20 protein-coding genes are annotated in these 25,571 nt (G+C 41.5%); 11 read left to right on the top strand and 9 right to left on the bottom strand.

Annotated features, from left to right (window positions below; translation table 11 throughout):
• Positions 1-14: 14 nt before the first annotated feature.
• Together SIO70_RS26455 and SIO70_RS26450 are read right to left on the bottom strand one after the other, a co-directional pair.
• Positions 15-3,380: a SusC/RagA family TonB-linked outer membrane protein gene (locus SIO70_RS26455; protein WP_320575876.1), complete on the bottom strand. Its 3,366-nt coding sequence runs from the start codon at positions 3,378-3,380 to the stop codon at positions 15-17.
• Positions 3,381-3,519: 139 nt separating this feature from the next.
• Positions 3,520-4,629, bottom strand: coding sequence for a FecR domain-containing protein (locus SIO70_RS26450; RefSeq protein ID WP_320575874.1), 1,110 nt, complete (start codon positions 4,627-4,629; stop codon positions 3,520-3,522).
• Positions 4,630-5,176: 547 nt separating this feature from the next.
• Between SIO70_RS26450 and SIO70_RS26445 the strand changes: the two genes are divergently transcribed.
• Positions 5,177-5,764, top strand: coding sequence for an RNA polymerase sigma-70 factor (locus SIO70_RS26445; RefSeq protein ID WP_320575872.1), 588 nt, complete (start codon positions 5,177-5,179; stop codon positions 5,762-5,764).
• Positions 5,765-5,772: 8 nt separating this feature from the next.
• Here SIO70_RS26445 and SIO70_RS26440 read toward each other — a convergent pair whose 3' ends face one another.
• Entirely contained in the window at positions 5,773-7,365 is a 1,593-nt protein-coding gene (locus SIO70_RS26440) for a hypothetical protein (protein ID WP_320575870.1), read from the bottom strand.
• Between the two features lie 210 nt (positions 7,366-7,575).
• Here SIO70_RS26440 and SIO70_RS26435 point away from each other — a divergent pair, with 210 nt between their 5' ends.
• Positions 7,576-8,079, top strand: coding sequence for a hypothetical protein (locus tag SIO70_RS26435; RefSeq protein ID WP_320575869.1), 504 nt, complete (start codon positions 7,576-7,578; stop codon positions 8,077-8,079).
• Between the two features lie 460 nt (positions 8,080-8,539).
• Here SIO70_RS26435 and SIO70_RS26430 read toward each other — a convergent pair whose 3' ends face one another.
• The 3 genes from SIO70_RS26430 to SIO70_RS26420 all read right to left on the bottom strand — a co-directional run bounded on the left by SIO70_RS26430 (position 8,540) and on the right by SIO70_RS26420 (position 11,116).
• On the bottom strand, positions 8,540-9,076 hold the full coding sequence (locus tag SIO70_RS26430) for an outer membrane beta-barrel protein (protein ID WP_320575867.1): 537 nt from the start codon (positions 9,074-9,076) through the stop codon (positions 8,540-8,542).
• 201 nt (positions 9,077-9,277) lie between these two features.
• Positions 9,278-10,207, bottom strand: a complete 930-nt coding sequence (locus tag SIO70_RS26425) for a hypothetical protein (protein WP_320575865.1) — start codon at positions 10,205-10,207, stop codon at positions 9,278-9,280.
• Between the two features lie 6 nt (positions 10,208-10,213).
• Positions 10,214-11,116, bottom strand: coding sequence for a hypothetical protein (locus SIO70_RS26420; protein ID WP_320575863.1), 903 nt, complete (start codon positions 11,114-11,116; stop codon positions 10,214-10,216).
• A 566-nt stretch (positions 11,117-11,682) separates the two neighbouring features.
• Here SIO70_RS26420 and SIO70_RS26415 point away from each other — a divergent pair.
• Positions 11,683-12,078 (top strand): single-stranded DNA-binding protein, encoded by a 396-nt coding sequence (locus SIO70_RS26415; protein WP_320575861.1) that lies wholly within the window; start codon positions 11,683-11,685, stop codon positions 12,076-12,078.
• Between the two features lie 60 nt (positions 12,079-12,138).
• Positions 12,139-14,031 (top strand): ParB/RepB/Spo0J family partition protein, encoded by a 1,893-nt coding sequence (locus SIO70_RS26410; RefSeq protein ID WP_320575858.1) that lies wholly within the window; start codon positions 12,139-12,141, stop codon positions 14,029-14,031.
• Between the two features lie 458 nt (positions 14,032-14,489).
• Here the strand turns inward: SIO70_RS26410 and SIO70_RS26405 are convergent, their stop codons facing one another.
• Positions 14,490-14,774 carry a hypothetical protein gene (locus SIO70_RS26405; RefSeq protein WP_320575857.1) on the bottom strand — a complete coding sequence of 95 codons (285 nt, stop codon included), beginning with the start codon at positions 14,772-14,774 and terminating at the stop codon, positions 14,490-14,492.
• A 146-nt stretch (positions 14,775-14,920) separates the two neighbouring features.
• On the opposite strand from SIO70_RS26405, the gene SIO70_RS26400 reads away from it, so the two are divergent.
• The 3 genes from SIO70_RS26400 to SIO70_RS26390 all read left to right on the top strand — a co-directional run bounded on the left by SIO70_RS26400 (position 14,921) and on the right by SIO70_RS26390 (position 17,193).
• Positions 14,921-15,544: a hypothetical protein gene (locus tag SIO70_RS26400; protein ID WP_320575855.1), complete on the top strand. Its 624-nt coding sequence runs from the start codon at positions 14,921-14,923 to the stop codon at positions 15,542-15,544.
• Positions 15,545-15,605: 61 nt separating this feature from the next.
• On the top strand, positions 15,606-16,244 hold the full coding sequence (locus tag SIO70_RS26395; RefSeq protein ID WP_320575853.1) for a hypothetical protein: 639 nt from the start codon (positions 15,606-15,608) through the stop codon (positions 16,242-16,244).
• Positions 16,245-16,311: 67 nt separating this feature from the next.
• Positions 16,312-17,193, top strand: coding sequence for a toprim domain-containing protein (locus SIO70_RS26390; RefSeq protein WP_320575851.1), 882 nt, complete (start codon positions 16,312-16,314; stop codon positions 17,191-17,193).
• A 65-nt stretch (positions 17,194-17,258) separates the two neighbouring features.
• On the opposite strand, the gene SIO70_RS26385 is transcribed toward SIO70_RS26390, so the two are convergent.
• Complete coding sequence (locus tag SIO70_RS26385) at positions 17,259-17,420, bottom strand: hypothetical protein (RefSeq protein ID WP_320575850.1); 162 nt, start codon at positions 17,418-17,420, stop codon at positions 17,259-17,261.
• A 160-nt stretch (positions 17,421-17,580) separates the two neighbouring features.
• On the opposite strand from SIO70_RS26385, the gene SIO70_RS26380 reads away from it, so the two are divergent.
• The 4 genes from SIO70_RS26380 to SIO70_RS26365 all read left to right on the top strand — a co-directional run bounded on the left by SIO70_RS26380 (position 17,581) and on the right by SIO70_RS26365 (position 23,544).
• Positions 17,581-17,970 (top strand): plasmid mobilization protein, encoded by a 390-nt coding sequence (locus SIO70_RS26380; protein ID WP_320575848.1) that lies wholly within the window; start codon positions 17,581-17,583, stop codon positions 17,968-17,970.
• Positions 17,958-19,325 carry a relaxase/mobilization nuclease domain-containing protein gene (locus SIO70_RS26375; RefSeq protein ID WP_320575845.1) on the top strand — a complete coding sequence of 456 codons (1,368 nt, stop codon included), beginning with the start codon at positions 17,958-17,960 and terminating at the stop codon, positions 19,323-19,325. The genes SIO70_RS26380 and SIO70_RS26375 overlap by 13 nt, the downstream gene beginning before the upstream one ends.
• 26 nt (positions 19,326-19,351) lie before the next feature.
• Entirely contained in the window at positions 19,352-21,334 is a 1,983-nt protein-coding gene (mobC, locus tag SIO70_RS26370) for a conjugal transfer protein MobC (RefSeq protein WP_320575842.1), read from the top strand.
• 1,082 nt (positions 21,335-22,416) lie between these two features.
• The gene (locus tag SIO70_RS26365; RefSeq protein WP_320575841.1) at positions 22,417-23,544 is read left to right on the top strand and encodes a terpene synthase family protein; all 1,128 of its coding nucleotides are present in this window, start codon (positions 22,417-22,419) and stop codon (positions 23,542-23,544) included.
• Here the strand turns inward: SIO70_RS26365 and SIO70_RS26360 are convergent.
• Positions 23,526-25,265: a hybrid sensor histidine kinase/response regulator gene (locus SIO70_RS26360; protein WP_320575839.1), complete on the bottom strand. Its 1,740-nt coding sequence runs from the start codon at positions 25,263-25,265 to the stop codon at positions 23,526-23,528. The genes SIO70_RS26365 and SIO70_RS26360 overlap by 19 nt on opposite strands.
• Positions 25,266-25,571: the final 306 nt, after the last annotated feature.

Here is a 25,571-nt window from a genome sequence, read left to right as displayed (position 1 = left end):
ATTAATGAGAGTGTTTAGAGCGTAAGTTGAATTCCTGCAGTCATTACCCTGAGCGTGGGTAATGTTAGCAGAGCAGAACCGCTTGTTCCATACGCAGTAGTTTCCGGATCTAGCCCTTTATATTTAGTGAATGTCAATAAGTTTTGACCTTGCAGATAAATTCTTAATTGTTTAACCCCATATTTGGTTAATAGGGATTTGGGTAGCTTGTAGCTTATTGACACATTTTTCAACCTGATATAGGAAGCATCCGTAAGTGCGCCGTTACTGACGAGATAATTTGCATTTGCTGTTTGAGTCGGAGTACTGAAAGAAGCTGTGTATTTTTGAATACTTTCAGGGCTATCAGAAGGAACAGTCGAAACGAGTTGATTGGAGCCGTTTCTAAAGTAGATACCGGGAGCGGCCGCACTGGTCAGCTTATAGGCTGTTTGCTTCACAAACTGGACGAGGAAATCCAGCTGAAAATCGTGAAATGTTATGTTGTTATTTACGCCGCCATAAAATCTTTGTCCTTTGAAAAAAGGTTTAAAGTCTGCACCATAATCGAGTGTGCCATTTTTATTCAGGTCCTCAAAAGTGTATATCTTTTTCACCGGATCAAGTCCGGTATATTGATAGAGCAATTGAATATCTAATGGCTGTCCGACAACATAGCGACTGGCATAACTTGAACCTGCTAGGTTATCGAAAGCGATCAGTTTATTCCTCGGAATTGTGATATTAGCTGAAGTTGTCCAGTTGAAATCTTTATTTTTAATGTTTGTAGAAGTAATTTCAATTTCAGTTCCGGTATTTTGAATTAAGGCTGGTAGGTTCGCTTGTACAGTGGTAAAGCCGGTAGTTGATGGCAGGGCATAACCAACCAATTGATTTTCTGTGCGGTTACGATACCAGCTTACGTTTAATAGAATACGGTTGTCTAAAAATCCTGCCTCTAAGCCTACTTCTAATTTTTTCACCTTTTCCCATCTATAACTAGGATTGGTAAGTTGAGTAGGATTGAGAATACTTATACCTTGATAGGAAGTGCCATTGCCGTTATAAGTGCTTAAATAACCATAATCTGGTATCTGGTCATTGCCTGTGATGCCAACACTTCCACGGATTTTTCCGAAGCTGAGGGCAGGCAAGTTATCTTTGATCCAGTTTTCATTGGTAAAGAGATAACCGACACCAACTGCTCCGAAATTGCTGAATTGATTACCTGGACCAAATCTGCTACTACCGTCCCTGCGTCCTGTCAAATTGATCAGGTATTTATCCGCATAATTGTAGCTTAGTCGTGCATATAAAGCGTTGTATTTATATTGTGATTGAATGTCTGAGAATAAAGTCAGGGTTGTTGCAGATGATATGCTACTGATCAGCGCATCGGTACTATATCCCGAAGCAATTTGACCTATGCCTTTTTGGTCATTTTGCTGAAACGTCCCCCCGATAGATAGGTCAAAACGGTTGTTATTCAGTGTTTTACTATAACTCAGGTTAGGCTCTAATATCCAAGTTTTAAGTTCATTGTACCCGAAAAGATGCGTCCTTAAAGCCGGATTGACGGTAGTAGCTGGATTTGAGCCTTTCCACGGGCTTAATTTGTCGAAACTTAGATTGATAATATTGTAACCGCCACGCACGCCAATGGTCATACCCTCGATGATCTTGTAATTGAAGTCACCAGAAGTATTCAAATTTTTGGTGAGATTGTTTGCGCTTTGATAAATGGAACGGAGTGGGTTGTTAAAAGTTGAATTCTGATAATTTAGGTTTCCATTGTCATCATATATGGCGGGCGTATTTGGTGCGTAAAGAATATAGTTGGTGAAATCGAGGAAGGGTAACCTGTTATTGTCATTAACATAAGAGACGTTTAAATTGCTCTTGAATCTTCCGTCAACACTGGAATGGCTGATACTCATATGACCTGATGCTTTTACATCACTGTAATCGGCCGGAAATACGGTTGTCTCCCTGCGGTAGCCTCCGCCAAACATAAATTGTGTTTGTGCATTGCCTCCTGATACAGAGCCTTGCGCATCCGTGATGTGTGATGTTCCGCCAATTAACACCTTCTGCCAATCGGTGTATTGATTTGGATCACCCCATTTCCCATTAAGATCATAGTCAGTTGCTGCGGGAGTAGTGACACCATCATTCACCATCGCCTCGTTACGCATCTTGAGGTATTCCTGGCTATTCATCAGGTCTAATTTATTGGACACTCTGCCCGCTCCCTGATAAACGTTAAAATCGACCTTGGACTGACCGGCGCTGCCTTTCTTCGTACTAATTAAGATCACGCCATTGGCCCCCCTTGAACCGTAAATAGCAGTTGCATCGGCATCTTTTAAAATTTCTATTCGTTCAATATCATCCATATTAAGGCTGGCAAACGGGCTAAGTTGACTTGCCCCGCCTGCCGAGGTGCCTAATGAAAGGGTATTACTGTAAGATTGTGTGTTGTTGGCAAAGGGCACCCCATCTATGATATATAGCGGGTTGTTAGCATCAGCTCTTAAACTATTCTGCCCACGCATCTTGATGGTGAGCGCTCCCCCTGGCATACCGTTAACCTGAGATATGAATAAGCCAGGTACGCGGCCTTCAAGTGCGGTTAGCAGGTCGTTGACCGGATTTTTAGACAGGACATCGGATTTGATGGTGGTGACGTTTCCCGTGTTCAAAGCACGGGTCGTGCTGTAGTATCCTTTAATGACGGTCTCGTTGAGGTTAAAATTGCTGGGAGTGAGCGTTACGTCAACTACTTCGCGGTGCCCTACCAGTACTTCTTTAGTTTCGAAGCCAAGAAAACTAAAGATTAGCGTCTGATCTGGTTCACAATTAATATGATATGCCCCGTCGCTTTTCGTAATGGTAGCCGCGCCTGTTTCTTTCACCTTGATAGTAACACCCGGCAGCGGCTTGTTTGCTTCATCCGTTACAACCCCTTGCACCTTAAGAGGTGGCTGGTTTTTAGGGACTTCAACAACCGGACGGGAAACTACAGTGATGATCTGGTGATCAATAATGTAGGTAAAGGGTTGTTCTTTAAAGATTTTATCTAATGCGCTCTGCAAGGACTCGCTTTTCAGCATGATTGTAACTGGCCTTGCTTTTGATTTGAAGTCACCATTCAGAATGAAGCTGTACCCGGTTTGTTCCCTTACGGAGCGAAGCACTTCGTGCAGTGTGGCATGTTTAAAGTTCAGGCTGACGCTCTGAGCATTAACGACGGCGGCATAGCTTTGCAGGGATAGAGCTAAAAGAAACATGACAATTTTCATGGTCAGAATAAATTTATACGCCCGTTTGTATTTTTGGTGGTACTTGGAACATCGCCTGTTAATAAGCATAGCGATATGGTTATGAATAGCATTATTCATACATTTGCGTTGTTAGTAGTTTAATAATAGTCTGTAATGCGATTTTTTTTAAACACTACACCTACCGGGATGGTCTCAACATTCCGGTTTTTTTATGCGGGTGCTTTTTGTTGTGTCTTTGGCTGGAAATGGGAATGTGTTACTTTGTCAGATAGATCCTCCTTTCTTTAAGATAAAAATTTAAGCCTGTGCCACTGGAAAGGGCATGCAAGACAGCCGATAGTGGTGTTTTACGCGAAATCTCTGCGTTGATCGGCAGGCCATTACTGGCTGACAGGCTCTCGTCAGCAGTTACATCATACCATCTGCAAATCTGCTCGATGGCTTCTTTCAGTGGCGTGTCTTTGAAAACGATGATGCCGTCTTTCCAAGCAGTGAAGTCATAAGGGTCAACATGGATGACTTTTAGAGATGTGGGATCTGCAATGGCTTGCTGGCCGGGTGCCAAAATTGTCCTCTGGCCAGTAGAGGACAAGGTAATTTCGACCTTGCCCTCGGCCAGCGTGGTTTTCATAGGATCTTTAGCATTATTGGCATTCACATTGAAATGTGTACCAAGAACTTTGATTTTTTGATATAGAGAGGCCACGATAAATGGCCTCCGACCGTCCTTAGTTACCTCGAAGTAGACTTCTCCGGTAACAGTAACTTTTCTATCATTGGGTTCAAATTGAACCGGATATGTTAGCGTACTTTCAGAATTCATAAAGGCCAATGACCCGTCCGGCAATACCACCTCGATCTGCCCGCCGCGTGGTGTACTAATAGTATTCATTTTGTAATCCCTCTCCGGCTGATCGCCCGCAGCATGGTAAATAATCTTTCCGCTTGCAGACTTACTGATACTAACCCCGCCATCCTGAGCGATCCGACCATTGGCAAGCTGGTCTATGACGATACGCTTGCCTGTTGAAAGGGTCAGCGTAGCACGGTTGCCTCCGGGGGCAACATCGTTAACCAACGGCTCCTGGACTACAGGGGCTTTATGGAAATACACCCAGCTGGCAACCCCTATCCCAATTATTACAGATGCCGCTATCGCCCATCTTCTGGCGAGGTGGCCAAAACCTGGTGGCATCGGGATACGGTGTTGCAGTTCCTTTTCTAATTGCTGATAATCTTCGCCAACCGGCTCAGGTTGCAACGCAGCATGAATACTGTACCATGCTTCCACGGCCTTTTTTTCTTCAGGTGTACACAAACCTTCTTCGTACCGTTTCAGCAGTTCTTGCACTTTCGGATCAATCATTGACAATCTTTTGATTGGTTTCTATATATAAGGCGTTTGAGAAATGCTAAGGAGGTAGATAAAAGCAAAATATTTTTTGCTTCGAATAAATTGCTTTTTGACTTTGAATATTTATTTGAAATATCATAGCAGAGTGTTTCCTCTCAGCATCTGCTATATATCTCTATTGTAAATTCTTTAAGTCCGGCATTCCAGATATGTAGGTCCTGACCATAATTAATATATCGGTTTTAAGAAACCGTTGTAATCTTTCCAATTATATAAATCAATTATATCTCATTATCAACGATTTAGATATTGACTAAACGCTAAGAATTCTACCTAAAATTTATGGGTTTAAACATCTATCTTGTCATTTCTCACAAATAATTCAGATCATTAACATCCGGCTAACATAAATGTCAGAAAACCGTATTATCATTGTGATAGGGGAAAGCGCACAATGATCGATATTTTGAAAGCATAATTCTTTAGACATCCGTTGCATTTGTAATTACCTGGATTTTAATAACAATTATTATATTTGGTAATCTGGTACTGTTCCTGCATGTTTAATGATAGTTTACTAACGGAAAAAGAATTGGTTGAAAGGCTCCGCCTTGGCAATCACCAAGCTTTTAAGGAAACTTATAAGCGGTATTGGCCTTTAGTTTTCAATCACGCGAGGCGTATGCTGGAAGATAGAGAACTGGCGAAGGATGTTGTTCAGGATGTTTTTTGCTGGCTGTTTGAAAAAATGGAAACGCTCCGGGAAGATACACGGCTGCCCCATTTGCTGATGCGTGCAACAAGGAATGATGTAATTTCATTGATCCGGAAGGGGAAAAGCAGGAACAGCTATCTATCATCACTGAAGGTTGAAGATTTTTACAGTAACGTTACTGAACACACGCTTGACGGCAAGGAACTGCAAGTGCTGATAGAGCGTGAAATTGCCTCCTTGCCGCCCAAAATGCGCGCGGTGTTTCAAATGAGCAGATATGAAGACCTTTCCCACAAAACCATAGCGGAAACGCTGGATATAGCGGAGGGAACCGTTAAAAAGCAAGTTTCCAATGCCTTGAGTATATTAAGAGAACGACTCACCACCATAAGTTGGTTACTGATCTCCCTGGCCAGCACAATCTTCTGGTAAAATTATTTTTATTTCACCGTTATAGTTGCCTGGGCAGAAAATGGCCCCTCATTGCTGAATCCTTCCAGTAAAACAATAAATGTTCCTTTCAGATCATTGGTGTAAAATTCGAACTTCCCTTCGCCTGTTTCTTTCCAGATCCAGCCGGTATGGAAATATAATGTGCCCTGTTTTTGAGGTGCAGGAAATGTTTCGCGACCGAAATCCGGTGAATAAAATTCTATCCAGCTAGGTATCGCACGTACTTTCTTAAACCAATCTGCCGATAAATTGTCTTCAGGGCATCCGACATAATTAAAAATAGACTGTCCATCGCTATAGGTCTGCCCAATGTTGGGTGTTTTTAAATGATGCATTGGAAAATTGCATTTCCATACACCTAGTTCCCGGCAGACTGTCGCATCACATCCGCTATCTGCATAAGGTTCAATCTGATCTATAGGGATTTCGGTTAAAGTGGTATGAGTGTCTTTGAAACTTAAGGAAAATGGATTACTAAATTCATCTTCCGGTATTAAATCCGGGATTGACCTCGTTTCAAATCGGTGCTTAGTGCGTGCAATGACCTGATACAAGGAATCCCGATGATCAGTTACTGTGACCTGATACCTGGAACGTCGATCCTCAGAAGGTACAACGGTAACATAACTGGATGATCCATGCCCGATAGCTATATCAGGCAATTTAAAGTTGCCTCGCGAATCAGTCTTGGTTGACCAAAGATTTTCTGCGACGGTAATTACCAAGGGTTTTTGCGGCAATTTCCCATTAAGTCTTACATTTCCAGTAATGGGGTAAAAGTTACTATACTGTCGAGGTGCAAATTTGTGTAACCGGATGTCTTTCCCTAATTTTCTTATACTATCTGTAGCCGTATTCATATTCCAATTCATAGGCAAATAGTTTTCGAGATACTGATTATAGTAATAATACTTACAAATATCGACTTCGTTAGGAAATACGCGGCTGCTTAACGCACAGGTTGCGATAAATGAACCCTCCATCGGTTTGCCTTCTGCATTTCGTAACGTTACTTTGAACTGAGCCAACTCTCGCGTATTATATATCGATTTTACCGGGATAACTTCTGCGTGCAAATTGGCAGGCACTTTCCACTGAAGTGTATCCTGCCTTCTTTCATCTAAGAGTTCACTGTAAACTTTAATTGGTTCTCTATGAATGGGAGGTTGCTTTGTAGTGCGAATATGAATTAATGATCGGAAGATATTTTCCTTCATACCCTCTGCGTATTCATTCGTGACCACTTTTAGCAAATAATCAGCGGGAGGAATAGAAAGAGGAAGATGAATGGTCATTTGAGCCGCAGTACCATCGAGCAGCGCATCTGCTTTAACAATTGCAGAATCTGTATATGGATCAACCAAGCACACGTAAACCGAGCTATACTTCAGAACCGAGGATTCGTATGCATTCATTAAGTAAATAAATGCGTTGATATCCTCTCCAGGCATATAGATAGACCTATCTGTAAAAGCGTAAACGCCGGGATTATCTAAAGAATACTGAATGCTATCGTTTACCGATTGCGAGTTGCATGAGGTCGGGATGAGCATATTGAAATACAGAGTAATCAACAACATCAAAAACCTGTGTATAGTATGCTCATGCTTTTCGAAAGTGAATTTACCAGTATTCAATGTTCTGGACAGGTACATTTTGGTATTGCAGCAACAAAGAATGATTGTTTTTTTTAAGTATGAAAACGTCATATTTTACAGTCTTTTTCGTTAATTTAATTAAAGTGTACTTCCCCGCACCGTAGTATGCCATTAATCACAAAATTCAATGACATGAAAAAAACGATGTTTTTCGGAGCAGTAATTGCGATTTTTTTATCCGCTTGCAGTGAGCCTACTTTGCAAAAAGGAGATGCTGAAAAGATTCTCAGTAAGAAGTATAATAAGAATCTTAGCGAAGATCTTCAGCTCACCGACGAGTCTTTATACGCAAAATTAAAGTCATCTCAACTGGCTGCTGAGGGCTATGTAGAACTCCCCCCTTATTCACTAAATGATATCAATAAACCCATCATTCAACTCACGGAAAAAAGTAAAGAGTATTTGGCGGAACACCCTGCGAAAGGGGCCAAAACTTGCCGCGTCTACATTGCGCGGCAAGTTGTCAGCGAAATCAAAAGCATAGAAATAAAGGACAAGACCCACGCACATGTACGCTATCAGGTATCATATTCGGACCTTACGCCATTTGCGGAATTGTTCCCCGGTATTGCAAAAGATTCGAGTGAACATGCTGCCGATTTTACATTTGATGGCCATTGGGGTTTGAGCCAATGATAATTATACACACCCAAGAAAGGCTCGACCCAATCGGGCCTTTCTCGTTTATTGTCATCAAGGATCAGCTTGAACCGGAACTTGCCGGGAATATAAATCAGGGTTTTAATTACGGGGCCATAATTTGTTTTCCGAACGTTTATCAAAATCCGTTGAAAATGCCCCATTAGCGCGAAGTTGTAAAAGTTCCCCACCGCTGTTATTAAACTATCCCGCATCATCGGATCATCATAAGTTACAGCAGAAACGATGTCAATAATCAAATCACTGAAAGCAGTATCTATGCGGCCCCCAAATCGTGATGGATGATTAATTTCAGCCATCGAGTCATTTACATAAAAAACATCTTTATTGATTATTGTTGCCGGTGACGGAAATAGCACCTTACAGGATGCAAAGAAAAAAATGGACAAGGTTACGAAAATTAGTTTCATTACTTTAAGATTAATATCAATCACAACTATCGGCCAATTCGGACTTTCGTGCCTATTTGCAAGTCTAATAGCCGCATTTCATCACTGTTAGGAAAAGCATTGGAAGCCGAATTAGCGGATAAAATATTCTTGTCAAAGAATATGGGAATACCTGAATGGAAATAAATTGTTACTGCACCATTTAAAAAGGCATATTCTGCACCCGCCAGTAACCGAACATTCCATTTCTGATACAAATCATCATGAGGGCGATACCAAGTGATATTGCCTCTTGTTCCCGATGAATGTAATAAGTAGGAAGTTTTAATGCCGCCTTGAAGTGCGAATTTGCCGTATTTGCATCTAACCCAAACATTATTGATCAAATACTGGATTCTCTCCTTATTTAAATCATAGCTGATACCAGCGGGCAGGTTGTACATGGCTGATGTGTAGCGATAATTTAACCCATAACGCGCATACATCAATTCTGTACTAATCGCCATATTACCTGCCCAGGGAATGTTCAGATAACCTCCGAAATGAAAATAAGGAATTGGTGTGCCTATGCGTTTCTGGAACATATCAGAATAGGATGTCAGATTCAATCTGGAAAAATCATATCCCAGTATCAACCCCGCGTCCAATTTCGTACGGTAGAAGTAGTACTGAGAATAGCTTTCGCCAGACGGAAGAATAAACCATAGCAGCAGCAGTAAAAGTTTAATTATTCGCATTTTGTGATTAGGATTTTAGGGATCACCAACAAAGCATTAAAGCCCTTATTAAAAACGAGGGATCTCTTTTATTTTTGGTAACTCTTGGATCAGATCGAACTCGATAATCTTTTTAAACGTTTCCAAAAAGCCGCTAAATTTTGTACGACACGCTACTTTTTCTGATGTGCTATAATCTAACTCTTCAATTGCTGTGGAGAAATGGGGAAACATTCGGCTCAGTTCATAAAGATTCGTATTTTGAAGTAATTTTTTATCCATATCTAAAAGCGTGACGATTACATCTTTAATAGGTTCTATGATGCATTTTAGACCATAAAACACTACCTCGTTGGCTTTGTTATCTATTCCTGTATTTGAAATAAAATCCTCTATTTGATAGTCAACTGCTCTTCGTAATGCAAATTTTAATTGGGTGTAGGAATTTCTTTCGTATCCAAAAGACCCTAATGAAACCTTGTATTGGGATACCAACAACAGCTCGTAGGCAAGGACTATCATTTGATCGACACGATCGTCAAAATCATCCTGCACCATAAAAACGTCACTTTCCCGAAACTTAAGCGTCATTTCAATCACCGGTAGTGAATATAATTTGTTCACCACTTCAATTTGCTGCCCATCTGATAACAAGCCCGGTTGCACTTCCATCAGTTCATTAACACGGCAGGAGATTTTTTCGAAAATAAATTGCATGATCTCGTGATGATCTATTGCACAAATCCGCAATTCTTTGCACCAATCATTAAACTGGTTTTTGAGTGAAGCATTTCCAAGTGATTCTCTTATTCTTTTAACAAGTGATTCAAGGTCTGGTATTTCGAGTAAGTAGTTTAAATAAGTCAAGATACTTATTTCTGAACCGTTAAATGCCTTTGATCTGATAATGTCATCAAACCGCTCGGCAAGAACCATTACCGGAGATAAATCACCTACAGTTGGTGGTGTAAAGGATTTAATTGCTGTTTCTTTAACCATGAAATTTTATTTAATTCTTAATAATTCCGTCTTGGATATTGAGTTTATTAATACTTGATCAGCAAATGGCAAATATTTCTCATAAAAATTGCTTTGCTCAATCGCTGTAAATTCAATTGCTTTAAATGTTGCTGACATTGGAATAAAAAAAGATGCAAATTGCAGCTTGGCTAACAGTTTTTCCCAACAGGTGCTTGGCTTTCGTCCTGGCAAAGAATGTAGCATTTTTTCGATCTGTCGGAGAATTATTAGCTTACCCTTCAATGCGATAAAATAACCACCCGTCATATCATCATTGCCCATTTCGAGATCCGAATATGAATTTACTTTCGATATCAAGGCAGGAGCAAGCCACGTATAAAAGGACTTATCATAACGGTATTCATCAAGATTAATTTTAAAGACCAACATCATGAACATATTCATCAAATCATGATATAGCATTCCTGCTTCTTCCAGCATTTTGTTTAACCTGTCAACATCAACATGCTTCGATAATCTAAAGGTTAAGCAGCCCTGCTCCATCTTGCCATATTTGGTTACCATTCTTTCCTGCTGGTCAAACGTTAGCTCTTTGGGAAGCAATGATTTTTGCGAATCACTGCGATATTGAATCTCAGTTTTCAATGCACCGTCTATCACTTCGGGAAGGGTGACTTTTACCCATTTCTCATATAATTCGTAAAACAGGTGCATCAAATCATGTCGATTTGGTATTTGCGCTTTGATATTTGAAGCAACTACTTCAATACAAAAGTTTTGGCGTAGTAATTTCTCCCAAAAGTTTAGGCATGTTGCGGGTGAAGCACCATTTAACACTCTCTCATAAATAAATGATGAAAATTCACTTCTGATACGTAAATGAATGAATGCAATCTCCTGTTGGCTAAAGTTTTTTCCTTCAGTCATTATTTTATTTTTTGGTCAATAAACATCCTTTCCACGGCGGGGGAAACCGGGAAGATTGCTTGTTTTAAATGTTATTTTGATGGCACTACGTGCTCATGATTCGCCACACAAACCAGCCGTAATTTTTCTAATTGCGGAATAACGGGTCAGGTCGATAGGGGAATATTCTCTATATCAAAAAAATGGTCTTTGGGTTTCCTGAATGCAGGAAACATTGCGTAACTATAATTAGCACTCCCGCCCATAAAGTAACCAGTCTTCATCGAATATTTATTTTTTCTATCTGTTCTTCCTGCCTGATAACTGCTCCTGGAACACCCATTTATTCCTGCTATTTCTTTCCAGTGGAAGGGTAAAAAGCACAGCGAAACTATTCCGTTCTGCTAAAAGTTCGCCTCCTTAATAGCTGGACGCTACGCTCTAGTCCAGCTACCCGGAGGGACTTACCGGCGAACAGTTAGCAGAACTCCATGATTCAGTTGCTGTCTTTTTACCCCATCCACCGGAAAGGTTTGATAAGAGGAAAAAAGAAAAAGAAAAAAATATTCATTTAAAAACGTAAGAAAATGACAATCACAGGAACATTAGTAGCAGATGCGAAGATCATCACACCAAGCGGCAAGAAACCATTTGTAGGCTTTCGAATTGCTGTCAACAATTCTTTTAAGAATGACGAAGGTGTAGTAACACAACAGGCCACTTTTTTTTCTTGCAGATACTACACTGACACGAAGGTAGCTTCCTATATGAAGAAAGCGGACAACGTAGAAATTTACGGGGATATTTCATTCAAGGTATGGAATGATCCGCAAGGCTCTGCACGGGGTGAGGCAGACATATTTGTGAAAGATTGCAAATTCTTTGGAACTGCCAGAAGGAACCCGAGTTCTTCAACTTCCGAAACCGTACCAGCTGAAACTAAACCAGCTGAAACACTACAAACTGAAGACCTGCCATTTTAAATGGCAGGTTCTTACAACCTTCTGTCACATCTATTTTTCCTCACCATTAACACCAATATCATGAAAGGTAATCGCAATACTAAGAAAACCGTAGCAGCTGTTGAAACAACTACACCCGCAAACGACTTGATTTCTCAAATCTTTAAATCAGATGCTCCAATTCAACCCATCAATGAAGAACTGATTGATTTTTCACCTATGAACAAGCGGAGAAAATACAGTCAGGAATCTTTAGAGAAATTAGCGAAATCACTCGTTAGTAAAGGATTCATACATGAACCAACGGTAAGGAGAAAAGGTGAACTTTATGAATTAATTGTGGGCCATCGCAGGCTGATGGCTGCACGGCTTGGTGGTATCAAAATCATTCCCTGTAAAGTAGTTGATCTGGACGATACACAGGTACGCGAAATACAATTGTCTGAAAATTTACAGCGGGAAAACCAACACCCGCTGGATGAATCCGCAGTAATCTGTGAAATGATTGAAACCGGTATGAGCGTAGCGGAAATTGCGCAGCGTATTGGTAAAAGTGAAAAATTTGTTTATGCGCGTAAAAGTTTGTCTGCTTTGATCGATGAAATTAAAGATATTCTATGGGAGGATAAACTGACCATACAGCAGGCATTCGAACTATCTGCATTAAGCAACGATGCGCAGCAGGCATTTTTTGAGAGTTGCTGTAAGAACTGGCAGAATGAAAATTTCAAAATCCGTGATTTTAATTGGGAGATCAACCGGCTTCGCTGTGATCTTACCAGAGCACCCTTTGATATAGAGGCTGACAAGCTGATACCAGATGCAGGCAGCTGCAATAGTTGCCCGCACAATTCAGCTTGTACTACCAGTCTTTTTCCAGAAATGGCCGATACCGCTGTATGTTCTAACAAGTCCTGTTTCCAAAAGAAATGTGATGCGCACTTTCTCCTGATGTTCTCGGCTGCATTTTTAGAATACAAGCCGGAAGCATTAGTTTTTATCAACCACATGCCCGATCATCTAAAACAGATCCTGCCACAATTGGGAGCCGAAGAAGTACCCGTTTATACGATCTGGCAGGTGAACGAATGTCGCGAACCAAAGATGCCGGATATTAATGATTACTATACCGATGACGAAGATTGCACAGACGGTGAAACATTGACTGAAACAGGACAAGTCAGATATAACGAAGACCTCGACGAATACAAATCTGAATTGGCTGATTATCGTCTGAAATTGGAAACGGACGCAGTGAATGGTATCATTTATGATGGCCTCAAAATCAAACCATATCGTTTCTTTCCTCGTGTTAAACAGATGGAGAAAGCCCCAACATTTACCGCAAAAGACGTTGAACTTGCGATCAAAAACGGCACGGCTGACGAAGAATTGCTGAACGCAGAAGTTAAGCGTATCAACGATCGTGAAATCAGAAACAAAGAACTGGACAGGGAGAAGGTACAGAAAGAAGTACACACACAATCGTTAGCCTTCTTTGCGGAAATGGATAATAATAGGGAATTGCTGGAAGCGGATATGGTTGCCTCCCGCTATCTGGTGATCAATGCCATGAACTGGCACACAAAAGATGCTATCATGCAATTCCTGTTTCCTGATAGAGATCGTCTCAAAAACATACCTGTAGAAGAAATATACAACAGGTTGAGAGATTTAACAGAAGCAGAATTTTGTTATTTGATACGCATTACCGTAACCGGAAATGATCAATCCAAAAACGTGCAAGACTTCTTCGGCCATATATTATATAAGCTGGCCGACAGCGCTGGTGTAGATGTGGCTAGCATAGAAAAAAACCAGAAAGCGGTTACTGAAAAGCGGGAAAGCAGGGTGAAGCAACGCATCCAGTTTATGAATAAAAAATTAACCTCACTGGCTGCAAAAAAGAAACGCATGGCGGAGCAGGAAGAAGAAGGTTACGACGAAATTGAAGTTTTTGAAGAAGAAGAATAGCTGATGCGGGGAAGCAGCCGGAGCCACGCTCCGGCCTTCTTTCTTTGATACGCCTCAAAGTAAGAAGCAAAGAAAACGCGCAGCTATGGAAAGCCGGGTAATCACATAGCCCCGGTAAATTTTCACCTACAATACATGATATTATGGACACACATATTCAGATATACGGCATCATCGGCATCATTATAGGAACTATAATTCTCCTATGGATCAGGAAAAGAATTTTTGATCGTACCTCGTGGGGTGGTACACAAGTGTTCAGCAACTTTTTTTCTTTCATCCTGATCAAAATATTAGAATTTATATTCCGCATTATAGGATTACTGATTTTAGCATTCGGTATTTATTTATTGCTGATAAATTACTTCAATGCTCATTTCTGACAGACGGTTAATGCACCTAATCACTGGGATCATAATGGCATCTGAATGAAAAAAGGAACCTTTTGGTTCCCTTTTTCATTTGGTACTAAGCCCCTGTAATTTACTGCTTAGTTCTGCCAACCCCGCTTTTGAAAGGCAGTCATTGGCCAGCGCTTCCATTTCCTTACCGACATCATCCGGCAAATGGTCAATTAAACCGAGGACGCTCCCCTGATCATCGCCAAGCCCCTTTTTAATGAGCTGGCTAAGCACCAGTACATTCCTGCGGGAGATTTTGATGTCAATTTTTACCGCATCATTCATACCTGGACTACTCAAAATCGTGTCCAGCACTTTCGCTACTTCACTTGCTGTCATCATACTTCACATTTTCATTTTCACCTTAGCAAAACTACTTTTCTTACCAATACCGATCCTAATCAAAATTTAGTCAGGATAGGTTAAAGCCATCTTAACTATTTAATTTCGTGTCGATATTGATTTCAACGTGTAAAAGATTAATGTGTATGGAAAAAGAAAATCAAAATTTACCGCAGGCCCGGCAGCTTGGCCTGGTTAACATCGTCAGAATCACGCCGTTTATAGAGGATCAAAAACTTGTTGAGTTTTTGAAACAGATGCACATCCCTCAAAAAATTGCAGCCCGTTTTACCGCCCAGCTGCAATGTGAGAGAAATGGAAAAAATTTCCCGGCTATAGGATGCCGGAACCCAACGGGCAACTGGGAAATAATCGGCCCAGCAGGCAATGGCTATACCGGGCCGCTTTCCTTCACTCACCGGGATTCACATGAGCCGCGCATCGATCTTTTTAATAACCAGTTGGACTTCCTCAGCGTTCAAAAACTTCAAGACTCCAAATTAGGCCCGAACGACAGTCTTATCGTCGCAAATATGGATCAATTGATGGAAGCCTTACCCAACATCAAAAAGTACGCGCAACTGAATCTCTATTTTGATCACACCAAACAGGGTGACGCATTGCGAAACTGCACCTCACTTCTCTTTTCAGGTAGAGCCAAAGACTTCGGTAAAATGTATGAAAAGAATATTTCTTTCACCGATTACTGCCTTGAAATCGGCAACAAAGAACGGCGCGATCTGGCTCATAAAAAAAGCAAAGGAATATAAAATGCATTGGTGATGTCAGGACGCCCTGTTACCCTGCATAAAATCGTTAATTTTTAAAACAATGGATAAAAAAACTATTTCCGAAATGGGTTGGCCCTTTAAAGGCACCATTAATGTCATCGACATTGAGACAGAAATTAAAACACCTGCCTTGATCTTATTCTTACAACAGAACTACATTCCTATAACAATAGCGAACCAGTTTCTGGTAGAACTAAACTGTGAAAGGGATGGAAAGAAATTTAAAGGTTTAGGATGTCCAAATCCTACCGGTAATTATGAGATTATCGGGCCGAATGAAAATGGAAAAACTGGTAGCCTGCAGTATACATTATGGGAGAATAATGGCAGAGAAGTTAATTTATTTAATAATCAACTGGATTTCCTTACATGCCAAAAAGATAACCTGCATATTTTTGGTGATCATAATGACAGCCTTATTGTTCCCGGTCTGAATGAATTCGAAAGAGCCATAACAGTGCTTGATCGGTATGATAAGGTAAACTGCTATTTCAATCATACTGTAAAAGGGAGACTACTTACTGAGCGCGCATTAGCCGCATTCGGTGACAAAACTGACGACCTTAGTGACCAATATAAAAAAGACCTCTCCTACCACCAAGAGCGAGTTAGAGCCTCAAAGGAATTTGATCAATTTATAAATAAAAGAAGAGCCAAAAGAAGGCGAAAAGGACTATAACGCTGTCAACCGGCAACCGCACCTGCTGGATATCATAACAATCTGTGTGAATTAAGAAACGTGAAGTATGAATAACAGATTTAATAATCCTGATATAGATCAGGTATTGCAGATCGATCTGGTAGATTATCTGTCATCACAAGGGCATGAGCCGGTGCGCATATCAGGAAATGATTATTGGTATCTTTCCCCTTTAGCAGACGAAAGAACTGCATCTTTTAAGGTCAACAGAAAAAAGAATGTCTGGTATGATCACGGTCGGGGAACCGGCGGCGGAATCATTCATTTTTTAATCCGTTTTCACGGGTGTACCATTAAAGATTTTATCGAAGCACAAAGCCTGCTCCCGATAGCTCCAAAGGCATCTGCGTCCGCTTCCAAAATAGCCATTGATCCTGATCGTAAAATTGAGATTTCAGCCATCAGACAGTTAACAAATAACAATCTGCTTAATTACCTGAAGCAACGCAAAATACCTTCCTTCCTGGCTGCTGAATATTGCCGGGAAATATGGTATACCGTAGACGATCGTAAATACTTTGGTATCGGATTTAAAAACGACGCGAACGGTTATGAAGTCCGTTCTGCATACAGTAAAATTTGCCTTCACCCAAAGGCTATTTCCACCTTCAAAAACGGCTCCAATATCCTGTGTGTTTTCGAAGGCTTTTTTGACTTTCTATCCTTCATGTATATCCATCCGCCGAGACTGGATTTCCCACTGGATTTTCTCATCCTTAACGGCATCGCATTGTTCGAAAAATCACGACCAATCATGGAGTCCTATCAGGAAATAAAACTGTTTCTCGACCGCGATACAGCCGGTCTGAATTACACAGAATATGCATGCTCCATAAGTCCGAAATACCGGGATGAAAGTTCCCTTTACAGCAAGTATAAAGACATGAATGATTGGCTGGTTAATTTCGGAAAATCACCTGCTGGTTGATGCTCGTAAATGCGGCTTCACCACGGCTTCAGAAAACAGACATACTCTTGCAGCATTTTCATAGGTTAAGGAAAATGCGCCCTTGCTACAGCGGTCAGGGGCCGCTGATGACCGTTATCCCTTTCCGGCAGGGCCTGCAAGGTGATAACGGCAGCCCGGAAACGCACGGCTTTGGAAGGCCCTGCTTTGGAAGGCCGTTGAGGTTGCTGGTCTTTTGCAACCGGCAAGATGTCCGGTTATTTAATAATAACCGGTTTGAAAGAGCTTCTTATACTCCGAAGTCGTAGAAGCCAGCCAGGAAAAGCCCCGGCTTTTAATGTATTTACTATCCGCTTTTGGAGCATCCGCACCTGCTTTTAAAAGCGATCACTTTTAATAACAGCATATATGAACAGCAAAAATAAAAACCGGGTGCGGTTGCTCGGCGTGCTATTAAGCCCCGAAGAATTTAAAAGTTTTGAGCAAAACTGGCAATCATCCGGCTGTAAGAAGATGAGCGAATTCGCCCGCCGGAAACTATTTGATAAACCCATTGTAAGCTCCTTCCGAAACAAGTCCCTTGATGATTTTATGGGTGAAATGATACACCTCCGAAAGGAGCTGAATGCGCTTGCCATTAACTACAATCAGGCACTCAAAAAACTGAATTCACAGGAGCGCATTCCATCAGAAAAAAGCTGGTTTCTCCGGCTGGAAATGGAGCACAAAATTCTGCTCAGCAAGGTGAATGAAATCAAGTCAAAAATCAATTCAATAGCAGACCAATGGTTGCAGTAATCAAGTTCGGGAAATCCCTTCAAAAGACGCTCAATTACAATGAAAATAAGGTCCGGGAAGGAGTAGCAGCATGTCTGACTGCGGCCAACTATCCGAAGGATCTGGAAGACCTGACATTCACGCAGAAACTGAACTGCCTGAAGAAACTGGCAGCACTCCACGAAGGCGTTTCCCTGCCCAGTGTACACATCAGCTTGAACTTCCCTCCGGGCGAGCACCCGGACAAGCTGACGATGCAGGAAATTGCCAAAACTTATATGGATAAAATAGGTATGGGCGATCAGCCCTACCTGGTCTATGAGCATACAGATGCCGGTCACCCGCACCTCCATATCGTTTCTGTAAAAGTCAGGCCGGATGGCACACGCATAGACACGCAGAACATCGGGAAAAATCAATCCAGGGAGGCCAGACTGTTCATCGAAAAAGAATTTGGCCTGACACCGGCGCAAAAACACGGTGCACTTCATCAGGACGAGAGTGACGCTCTGAATAGTGAGGTTTTGCAGATGGGCAAAACGGCGGTTAAAAGGACTATAGAAAACATTCTCCACCGGGTGTTAAACCGTTATCATTTCGGCTCGCTGGAAGAATTTAACGCCTTATTAAGCCGCTACAATGTTCGGGCGGAAAGAGGCACCGAAAACTCAAATACCTACAAACATGGCGGGTTGATTTATAAAGGGCTGAAAGATGGTAAGCCCGCAGGTCCGCCGTTAAAAGCCAGCCTCTTTAATATTGATGGTGAAAGCCCGACGCTGAGCTATCTGGAAACCAAGTTTGATGCGAATAAAGTTTTCCGTGAGAATCATAAACAAGATCTGGCGGACCGTATTCGAATCACACTCGCACAAACCAAAAAACCAACCTTGCCGGAACTTATCGCAAGACTGCAAAAAAAAAGGATTGCCGTTGCATTGCATGTCAGTAAAGATGATCGGGTATTCGGTATCACCTTTATAGATCACGAGAAGAAAAATGTATTTAAGGGCAGTGATCTCGGTAAGGATTTATCTGCCGCTGCAATCCTGCAAAAATGCGGAATGGTTATCGAGCGTCCTGCTAATTCCAACTCGCTTAGTGAACCTCCGCCAACTACAGCTACGACGCTGCAACAGTCCCTCCCTGCATCAACTGGCAGCCGGGAAAGTGTTCCTGCTACACGCACAGCTGATCCTTCCAAAGATAACACCCATTTCATTCCCATTGGTTCAGCTAACGGACATGACGATCGCGTATTCTCTGTCAAAGGCATATTTAACATGCTGATGCATCACGAATACACACCACTACTGCCATATCCGTTCCGCATTGGCAAGTCCTCCAGGAAGAAAAAGAAAAAAAGAATGATTTAATCCATTAACCACTAACTATTACGGTCATGCAAACAGGTGAAAATGAACAGGCGCTGAGGAAAATTTTAGATATGACCCGGCTGATTTCAATTGTTATACTCGTTATCCATTTTTATTTTTTCTGCTATACAACATTCCAAAGGATCGGTATGGTGTCATCATTTACCGACCGCTTACTGATGAATATTTCTAACACCGGACTGGTGAAAAACTTCCACCTTTCCAAATGCTGGTCGCTTTTATTTCTGGTCATCTCTCTGATCGGCGTAAGAGGAAGAAAAGATCAGAAAATGACAGCAAAAGTAGCCTGGGCCTACATTGTACCCGGCTTGTTAGCTTTCTTTCTCAGTTTCGCTATTTTATATGTCCCGCTCGGTCCCGATATACGAACCTATTTGTATATCGGAGTGACCGTCACCGGATTTTTATTGATCCTTACCGGTGGCACTTACCTTTCAAGAATTATTCGTCAGGGATTAAACAATAACGATATTTTCAATGCCGAAAATGAAACCTTCCCGCAAGAGGAACGGTTACTGGAAAATGAGTTTTCCGTTAACCTGCCTGCTGTTTATAAATTAAAAGGCAAGCTCCGAAAGTCCTATATCAATTTCATTAACATTTTCAGAGGGGTACTGGTTGCTGGCTCCCCCGGATCGGGTAAGAGTTTTTTCGTTTTGCGTCATTTCATAACGCAAACAATTGAGAAAGGCTATACCGCGCTGATATACGATCTGAAGTACCCGGACCTCAGTTTGATTGCCTACAACTCCTTCCTGAAAAACAAGCACAAATACAAGGTAACACCTAAGTTTTATGTGATCAATTTCGATGATCTCAATTGCAGTCACCGGTGTAATCCACTTGATCCGGCATCAATGACAGACATCACAGATGCGGCAGAATCTGCTCGAACAATCATGCTGGGCCTTAATAAACAGTGGATCACCAAACAAGGGGATTTTTTCGTGGAATCGCCAATTAACCTGGTCACCGCGATCATCTGGTATCTCCGGAAATATAACAATGGGGAGTATTGCACGCTGCCCCATGTAATTGAATTTTTGCAACTGGAATACGATCAGTTATTTACGTTACTCCGTCAGGAAAAGGAAATCGAAATACTCGTAAACCCTTTCATTAATGCCTATATCGCGGATGTTATGGAGCAATTAGAAGGGCAGATCGCCAGTGCTAAAATTGGCATGGGACGACTGGCTTCCCCGCAATTGTATTATATCATGTCAGGCAATGATTTTACATTGGATATCAATAACCCGGACGATCCTAAAATCCTTTGTCTGGGTAACAATCCACAGAAATTGCAGATTTATGGTGCCGTGATTTCGCTGTATGTAAACCGGCTCCTGAAACTGGTCAATCAGAAGGGAAAAATGAAGAATGCGCTGATCTTCGATGAATTCTCATCCATTACGGTAATGGGTATATCCGGACACATTGCCATCGCAAGGGGATACAAGTCGGCAACGATCCTTGGACTTCAGGATTTAACGCAGTTAAGACGTGATTATGGTAAGGATGAGGCTGATGTGATTTTTGGTATTGTCGGCAACATCATCAGCGGTCAGGTAACCGGTGAAACTTCAAAACTGTTATCCGAGCGAATCGGAAAGATTATGCAGGATCGCCAGAGCCTTTCTATCAATGCCTCAGACACTTCAATCAGTCAGTCAAAACAATTGGATTCTGCAGTCCCTCCATCGAAAATTGCCACGCTTTCATCTGGCGAATTTGTCGGAGTTGTAGCAGATAATCCTGAAGAAAAAATAAACCTGAAAGCCTTTCACTGCCAGATTCAAAATGATATACCGGCATTGCAGGCGGAGGAAGCGGCTTATAAACCTATACCGGCCATCCGCGATGTAAATCAGGAAATGGTTGACCGGAATTTTATGCGCATCCGGACAGATATACAGGAGTTAGTCAACGCGGAATATATCCGGATCATGAATGATCCTGAACTGGCTCATCTGATCATTAAAAAGTGATTATGGATGCCGGATACAACAGCTGCATCCTGCAAAAAATACTTCCCCGAAATGGGGAAGTATTTTTTAAGCCACATCCCTGATCCTGCCAATCAGCATGGAAAAGGATTTGGGGGGTGATGTGATCAGTAAAATATAAATTGCTTGCATTAACCAGTCATTAACTGATAGTTCTATAGGAACAGATTATTTTTGTCAAATCAGATCTAGAAAAAGTTAACAAATCACGAAAGCTATGATGTAAGCCGGTCAAATTGACCGGCTTATTTTTTTATTAGCCCTGCTCAGTCTTTACTGAGGTCAGGGATTTTCAGTACTGTCCCTAATGCATGCTTGAAAATGCAAAAATAATTTGGGTGATCAATCTTTATGTAAAGGTCTGCACGTCCCTGGAAGCGACCGCAAAATAATATTATCAAAGATGCCGGATTGCCGGTGTTCCCAAATCAGCCCGCAGGTTTTGTCCGGCATGTCAGCCAAAAGAATTAACAGTACTTACGTAAGCTGGTCTGAAATGCATCGTAATGGTTGAAGAAAGGGTCAGATTCTGCCCGCCGGGATACATGAATGAAAACGAACTGCAGCAGGATTATCAACGCAGGTTATTACATTGGAATACTCAAATGGCGAAAGCATGTCGTGCAGCCAGGAAGTAACTATTGTTAAAAAAAACGGCTTTAAAAATGGGACCGGGGGGCGGAATATGACGAAAAAAAATCACGTTCCGCTATGATGGGCGACGAAATTAGTCAAAACAATTACTTACAGCATGGCAGATCACAGATTTTCAACAGAAGCACAAAAGGAGACAAATTTATCGATCTGGATTTCTAAACGCTGATTCGGTCACTCAATATTCTTTGTTTCCGGCCAGCAGTTAGCCGGAACGACATTTTGGGGATAATATTCATATACTTATATCAGCCTTGTAATTATATATTAACAGCTTGTTTTCTATTTCCTTTCTCATTGTACACCAATTACATCAGTACTCTTTTTTCCATTTTAGCTGTATTAAACAGCCTGCAATTTCTGTATCTTATTATTGATCATAATTTTTTGTAACATCTAAACTTTTCACCATGAAGAAAGCAATTAAAATGCTGCGCAATTCATTTTTAGAGAATTTCAAAGGCCAATATGATGCTTATCTCAACACCCATTCAGCAAAGATTTCCCTGCTTCGGGCATTCTCTTTTGGTGAATTTAATCTGCAGGACTACTGTGCTAATTTTTACCCGCATCCGAAAAACAAGCAACTGGTATATGAAGCCAAATCGTATTGCGACCAGTATGGTATCTGGCTGGATAATGCGGCACAATATATTACCTGCGCCATTTATCTGTTTTCATCTGGTCATGGATTTCGGATGAAACCGCTCTTACAGAACTGCGCCGTGGATTTTTACCTGAACGACACTTGGGGCCGCGAATTATTTGCCGGATTAGACACGGGCGAACAAACTTTAGCCCGACAGGTCATCAAAAGAATTTCCACGGATTCAGGTATTATGAACCCGCCTGAAAACGCGCATCAGATCGAACTGGCTACCCGTGAAATGATGCTTGAATTTAAGAGAACCAGCCCGGCAGGCTGGTATCAGAAATTCTCCCGGCTGTATAATTACCACGTAAAAATCACCCATAAAGATCTGAATGCCGACCAATTGGGGCGGGTTCTAACAGTGGAAGAGTATATCGAAGCCCGTTGCCATATCAGCGGTATGCATCATACACTCACCTTTCTGGAATATGCAGAGGGGCAGTTTCTTAACACCTCCTGGATTAAAAGAATTGGCTTGAAAAAGCCGCTTGAACGGCTGAATTTTGTGGTGGCAGCAATTGGCGCACTGATGAACGACCTTTTCTCCTTTGAAAAGGAAGTCATCGATCATCAATCAGACTGTAACCTGGTCGCAATCATCGCGCTGAATAATCCTGCATTCTCAATTGAACAGGTCTTGGAACAAGCTGCAGCGGTTGTGCGCAACCTGCTGGCAGAATACTTGGAACTGTCCAAAGAAATCCAGATGCAGGGTTACCTTGCGCTCCCACATGCCAGAACAAAGGTCGATGTACTGGAAAACTACCTGAACGGGCTTAACCGGGTGGTTATGGCCAGCTGGATATGGCAAATTTCAACAACACGGTATAAAAGACAATTTTCCATTTGGGAGGAGACAACCAGCCATCAGGCGGTAACCGTTTGATTTAACGCCATCCGCTGTATTGATGATATAGTACTGTAAAATTCATTCAGATCAATGGGCTTAGTAAGGTATGCATCTGCTTTGCTTTCCAATGCCTGGGAATCGTCTGTTCCCGGTTGAAGGCCACTTAACATAATGACAGGTATATCTCTTAACCGCTGATTTTTCTTCAGGATTTCCAGAGTTGCCGAACCGCTTAGATTCGGCATCTCGTTATCCATGAAGATAAGGTCAGCGGGTTTTTTCTCTAAGGCATCAATTAATTGCCTGCCATCGGTGAAGCAGGATACAATAGCATGTTTTCTGGAAAGTAGCCGTTGAATAAATAATCTGCTCATCAGATCATCATCCGCAACATAAATTCTGCAATTATCCAGACATATCATACTTGCATCAACTGCTACCGGAATATCGCCCACATTCCCTTCGATGAATGGAAGGTTCGCAAAAAATGTCGTTTTATTGTTGGCGCTGGTGACACCCCACGTTCCACCAAGCTGCTTTACAAACATGTCAATTACCACCCCTCCCAAACCTGTGCTCTCCTTTTTACCCTGACGGTCCGTTTTAAAGGGATTTCTTAAATTTTTTAGCGCGTCTTTTGTCATATCTGGTCCTTTACTTGTAACAGACAAATTAAAGTATCCGTCACCATTATTACTGATGCTTAATTCAATCTCACTGCGCTCATAACCATATTTGTTAGCGTTGCCCACCATATTAATCATGATGGAATGAAGTATATTAGGAAAGCCCTGGATAGCATCAGGCATGCCACAAATTTTCGTTGCCAGTTTCTGTCCTTTTTCTTCTAGAAGAAACCGGATCAGATTATTAAGATCGGTGATTCTTTCTGCCATTGAAAATGTGGCCACTTTTAGACCATCGTTCAATTGCGACTCTGAAAGGGTAAGCATATCATTAATTAACGCTTTAATGTCTCTGATCCCGGTAAGCTGACCACTCAATGCCTCTTCCATATCATCTCTTTGCGGCATCTCAGAAATTTCTTCCTGCATTCTTATGACATTGGCCAGTATAGCATTTAAAGGCGTTCTGATCTCGTGGCTGAGTGCTGCTATGAAAAGCCTGTTATGATAAATGGTTTTGTTCAGTGAGGGGTTGCGGTCATATTGGGATACATAAGGACGGCTGATCAGAAAAGTAAGAAAGATTATACCGAACAATGCAGATACATGCAGCACGATGCCAACACGAAACGATAGATTGAAGGGATCTATGTCTAGTGGCACAAAGTGAAATACTTCAAGTAACACTAATGTGCCAATTGCAGCAACAGATGCATAACGCCTTTCTCTCTTATGGTAGAATACCAGAAAATTGATTGCATTCAACCAAACAATCAGGGCTTCCAGATTAATGTATTTGCGCAACAATAATCCAAAATACGAAACAGCCAGACACTGCACCAGGTATGTCATTAGTCCTGCAGAGTTGTATTTTTTAACAGCATTGTAGCGAAAGGTCAGGCAGACCAGCGCAAATTCGATGACAGCAGGTACAGCGATATACAGGCTCTTCGTCAGGATAAAAAAAAGCGGGCCAATTGTCAGAATCAACATGCCAAGCGTAAAATTCAACGTATTGACAAAAATCACTTGTCTTCTTCTTTCTTCAGGTAAATCTTCATCGATGCCCAGGTTCTTTATCCGCTGAAAAATATCAGTCAGATAGAAAATCGGTTTTGAGGGTCTTAACATATCGAGTTGAGGTTTAGGTCGAAAATCAAAGGATTGCTAAAGTTTAAAGAATTCTTGTCTTATGAAGTTACCACTTGCTTCCTTAACGCCCGTTAACATCGTGTTAACGTGACTGAGTTTCTCAAATTCATCCATGGATACCCCAATTTACAGCTTCCAACTGGCTATAATTTATCCAAATTAGCTTTTCTGCAAAGCATGGAGAAATCCTGGTATGTGCTGCCGCATTAAATGTCCTGCCATCAAGGTTAATTGGTCCTGCGCCCTGTTTGGAAGAAAGCGGTAAAAGACTGGCGAAATTAGGTC

Source organism: Chitinophaga sancti (assembly GCF_034087045.1).
In the GTDB taxonomy this organism is placed as follows: domain Bacteria; phylum Bacteroidota; class Bacteroidia; order Chitinophagales; family Chitinophagaceae; genus Chitinophaga; species Chitinophaga sancti_B.
The sequence above is the reverse complement of the archived record's forward strand: the minus strand, read 5'-3'. Positions and strand labels throughout refer to the sequence as shown.

What these genes read in the sequence shown, in the direction of transcription:
- SIO70_RS26455 (WP_320575876.1), bottom strand. Translation starts at nt 3,380, where the DNA reads ATGAATAATGCTATTCATAACCATATCGCTATGCTTATTAACAGGCGA.
- SIO70_RS26450 (WP_320575874.1), bottom strand. Translation starts at nt 4,629, where the DNA reads ATGATTGATCCGAAAGTGCAAGAACTGCTGAAACGGTACGAAGAAGGT.
- SIO70_RS26445 (WP_320575872.1), top strand. Translation starts at nt 5,177, where the DNA reads ATGTTTAATGATAGTTTACTAACGGAAAAAGAATTGGTTGAAAGGCTC.
- SIO70_RS26440 (WP_320575870.1), bottom strand. Translation starts at nt 7,365, where the DNA reads ATGTTGTTGATTACTCTGTATTTCAATATGCTCATCCCGACCTCATGC.
- SIO70_RS26435 (WP_320575869.1), top strand. Translation starts at nt 7,576, where the DNA reads ATGAAAAAAACGATGTTTTTCGGAGCAGTAATTGCGATTTTTTTATCC.
- SIO70_RS26430 (WP_320575867.1), bottom strand. Translation starts at nt 9,076, where the DNA reads ATGTTCCAGAAACGCATAGGCACACCAATTCCTTATTTTCATTTCGGA.
- SIO70_RS26425 (WP_320575865.1), bottom strand. Translation starts at nt 10,207, where the DNA reads ATGGTTAAAGAAACAGCAATTAAATCCTTTACACCACCAACTGTAGGT.
- SIO70_RS26420 (WP_320575863.1), bottom strand. Translation starts at nt 11,116, where the DNA reads ATGACTGAAGGAAAAAACTTTAGCCAACAGGAGATTGCATTCATTCAT.
- SIO70_RS26415 (WP_320575861.1), top strand. Translation starts at nt 11,683, where the DNA reads ATGACAATCACAGGAACATTAGTAGCAGATGCGAAGATCATCACACCA.
- SIO70_RS26410 (WP_320575858.1), top strand. Translation starts at nt 12,139, where the DNA reads ATGAAAGGTAATCGCAATACTAAGAAAACCGTAGCAGCTGTTGAAACA.
- SIO70_RS26405 (WP_320575857.1), bottom strand. Translation starts at nt 14,774, where the DNA reads ATGATGACAGCAAGTGAAGTAGCGAAAGTGCTGGACACGATTTTGAGT.
- SIO70_RS26400 (WP_320575855.1), top strand. Translation starts at nt 14,921, where the DNA reads ATGGAAAAAGAAAATCAAAATTTACCGCAGGCCCGGCAGCTTGGCCTG.
- SIO70_RS26395 (WP_320575853.1), top strand. Translation starts at nt 15,606, where the DNA reads ATGGATAAAAAAACTATTTCCGAAATGGGTTGGCCCTTTAAAGGCACC.
- SIO70_RS26390 (WP_320575851.1), top strand. Translation starts at nt 16,312, where the DNA reads ATGAATAACAGATTTAATAATCCTGATATAGATCAGGTATTGCAGATC.
- SIO70_RS26380 (WP_320575848.1), top strand. Translation starts at nt 17,581, where the DNA reads ATGAACAGCAAAAATAAAAACCGGGTGCGGTTGCTCGGCGTGCTATTA.
- SIO70_RS26375 (WP_320575845.1), top strand. Translation starts at nt 17,958, where the DNA reads ATGGTTGCAGTAATCAAGTTCGGGAAATCCCTTCAAAAGACGCTCAAT.
- mobC (WP_320575842.1), top strand. Translation starts at nt 19,352, where the DNA reads ATGCAAACAGGTGAAAATGAACAGGCGCTGAGGAAAATTTTAGATATG.
- SIO70_RS26365 (WP_320575841.1), top strand. Translation starts at nt 22,417, where the DNA reads ATGAAGAAAGCAATTAAAATGCTGCGCAATTCATTTTTAGAGAATTTC.
- SIO70_RS26360 (WP_320575839.1), bottom strand. Translation starts at nt 25,265, where the DNA reads ATGTTAAGACCCTCAAAACCGATTTTCTATCTGACTGATATTTTTCAG.